This is a genomic window from Armatimonas sp., assembly GCF_043760365.1.
Taxonomy (GTDB): Bacteria; Armatimonadota; Armatimonadia; order Armatimonadales; family Armatimonadaceae; genus Armatimonas.
The window spans coordinates 1-2,290 of the sequence record NZ_JAYUPA010000113.1 but is presented as its reverse complement, the minus strand read 5'-3'; the positions used below and the strand labels follow the sequence as shown (position 1 = coordinate 2,290).

3 protein-coding genes are annotated in these 2,290 nt (G+C 58.3%); 2 read left to right on the top strand and 1 reads right to left on the bottom strand.

Annotated elements, in window-relative coordinates:
* On the top strand, positions 1–623 hold a 623-nt coding region (locus ACH2EH_RS03020), incomplete at its 5' end, for a phytanoyl-CoA dioxygenase family protein (protein WP_395138825.1).
* On the opposite strand, the gene ACH2EH_RS03015 is transcribed toward ACH2EH_RS03020, so the two are convergent.
* Positions 607–1,425 carry a nitronate monooxygenase gene (locus ACH2EH_RS03015; RefSeq protein ID WP_395138823.1) on the bottom strand — a complete coding sequence of 273 codons (819 nt, stop codon included), beginning with the start codon at positions 1,423–1,425 and terminating at the stop codon, positions 607–609. The two genes, ACH2EH_RS03020 and ACH2EH_RS03015, sit on opposite strands and share 17 nt — an antisense overlap.
* Positions 1,426–1,596: 171 nt before the next feature.
* On the opposite strand from ACH2EH_RS03015, the gene ACH2EH_RS03010 reads away from it, so the two are divergent.
* Complete coding sequence (locus ACH2EH_RS03010) at positions 1,597–2,061, top strand: hypothetical protein (protein WP_395138822.1); 465 nt, start codon at positions 1,597–1,599, stop codon at positions 2,059–2,061.
* Positions 2,062–2,290 lie beyond the last annotated feature (229 nt).

The following is a 2,290-nucleotide window of genomic DNA, read 5'->3' as shown; positions in this document are numbered from 1 at the left end:
CACGCATGATGCACCCGCATAACCATCCCGACAAGCCCGTGGGGCCGCTCGCGATGCGCTACATGCTGGATAATCGAGTTCAGGAGTTCCTGCGCCTTCTCATGGGCGAGGAGCCCGTGGCGGCGCAGAGCATGTTCTACTTCAAGCCCGCAGGCGCCCGTGGGCAGGATCTGCACCAGGACAACTACTACTTAAGAGTGGCACCGGATACCTGCTATGCTGCCTGGACCGCCATAGACGACGTGGACCAGGAAAATGGCGGGATGGTGGCCGTTCCAGGCTCCCACCTCTTGCCCGTCCTCTGCCCAGGCCCCGCCGATAAGGCACTCTTTTTCACTGACCAGCACGTGGATATTCCGGAGGGGATGGGGGCAGTCCCTGTGAATATGAAGGCGGGCGACACACTCTTCTTCAATGGCTCAGTGATCCACGGCTCGTATCCGAACCACAGTAAAGATCGGTTCCGAAGGGCATTTATCTGTCACTACGTCCCCAAAGCCTCAGCGGAGCTCTCGCGCTCCTACCGCTGCATTGACTTCGACGGCAACCCGGTCAACTTTGCGGACTCCACCATGGGCGGCCCTTGCGGCGGTACGTGGACGGAGGTCAAAGGCCCGCACTAAGCCTGCGTACGACTTCAGCGGCGCTCGGCAGGCCATGAATCCGAGAGAGTCCTTCACCGGCATAGAGGCTAGGCACATCGGGGAGTGTGGCAGTGCCTAGGCGTCGGCGCGGGGAGCAGGGCCACTGCCCCACCAGCCGTGTGTCCAGAGTAAGCTGCTGCGTCTGGGCCTGAAGCAGACGGTGCTTGTGTGCCAAGGGGGCGTTGGCCTCGCGGGTGAGTAAGAAACGAGTTCCTAGAAATGCGGCGCTCGCTCCCAGCTCCAGAGTCCGGTTAATATCCTCTTTGGTTGCCAGACCTCCCCCCGCGATCACAGGAAAATCAGCTCCAACAAGCGCACGAACCTGGGGAACAAGCTCCTCTAGAGTGTGTGGGCTGCGTACCGGCCCACCCGCCTGGGTGCTTTGAAGAATCAGAGCATCTGCCCCCTGACTGAGAGCTTCATCTACTTGGTCAAGTGTCCCCACCTGCCAGAGAGCCCGCCCGCCCCCCGCATGGATACGTCGCACCTGGCGCATCCCATTCCACCAGAAGACCTGAAAGTGGCGAAAACCATGCTCCAGACACAGCTCCAGCACCCGCTCTTTTTCCCACTCGGCAGTGAGGGCCAGAAGAACGGGCCGGGTTGTATAGCCGCGCAACCGCGCCAATCGCACCCTAGTGGCTTCCAAGGACGGTGCCGAGAGAGTTATTGTCCCGAGACCACCCGCGCGAGAAACCGCGCCCGCCAGCCACGGGCCATCACATACCCCAAGAGGTGCCTGAACAATAGGGGTAGACAGAGGCAACTCGATAGATCTCATCCCTCTCAGTTTACCGTATTCTAACATCAGAAATTTTCTCTACGGGGAATGAAGGAACATTGCCAAAGGATGATCAATCTATAGTGAGTAGAGCGGGTTGCGAAAAGGCCCGACTTTCGGCTATACTCTCTACTGTCATTTTGGCTAGCTCTGGATGGGGCGGCTTGGAGGATGGGAATGATTTTTGGCAAGAGCCATCACTATGCGGTTGTCCTTGCGCTCAGCGCGCTCTTGGTAGTGCCGCTTGTGGGTTGTGGTGGGGGAGGCGGTACTGACACCCCCCCCTCAGTAAATCCAACCGGAGTTGCGACCTTTAAAGGGATCGTGCTTGACTACAATAATGAAAGTTTGCCTGTCCCTGGCGCACAGGTAAGTTTCAATGGAGTCAGTGTTTTCACAGCAAACGATGGCAGTTTCACACTCGATGCTCCCGCCACCGTAGATACAGTTAATGCCACGGTCGTTGGTCCCAACAACAACTTCTATAGCACGGGCATCGTCAATGGGGTGCAGTACAATACGGTGAATCCAGGTTTTCCGGTACCAGGTACTGCGGGGGGGGCATCCCGCGATCTGGGTGTTATTAAAATCGGCAATCAGAGTGGCCCGCCACCACCACCGCCTTCAGACTTCTAGTCAGGTGTTGAGGCTCTGGGCAAGCCTCTTGTCATATCAAACGAGCTCCCGGCCCTTTGCCGGGAGTTTCTTTTTTGGCATCGCCGTATTTCCCCATGAATGAAAGAGCCCAGCGCCTCCTACTGATTCTGGTTGCGATCCTACTCACTTTGGGGATCGGCATTGCCCTCAAACGCGCACGGCTGGGCGGTGTCCTTACCCTCGCTCCCGCCATCGCCCCGCGCCTGGC

Excerpts from the sequence above, each read along its gene's own strand:
- ACH2EH_RS03015 (WP_395138823.1), bottom strand. The coding sequence starts at position 1,425 with ATGAGATCTATCGAGTTGCCTCTGTCTACCCCTATTGTTCAGGCACCT.
- ACH2EH_RS03010 (WP_395138822.1), top strand. The coding sequence starts at position 1,597 with ATGGGAATGATTTTTGGCAAGAGCCATCACTATGCGGTTGTCCTTGCG.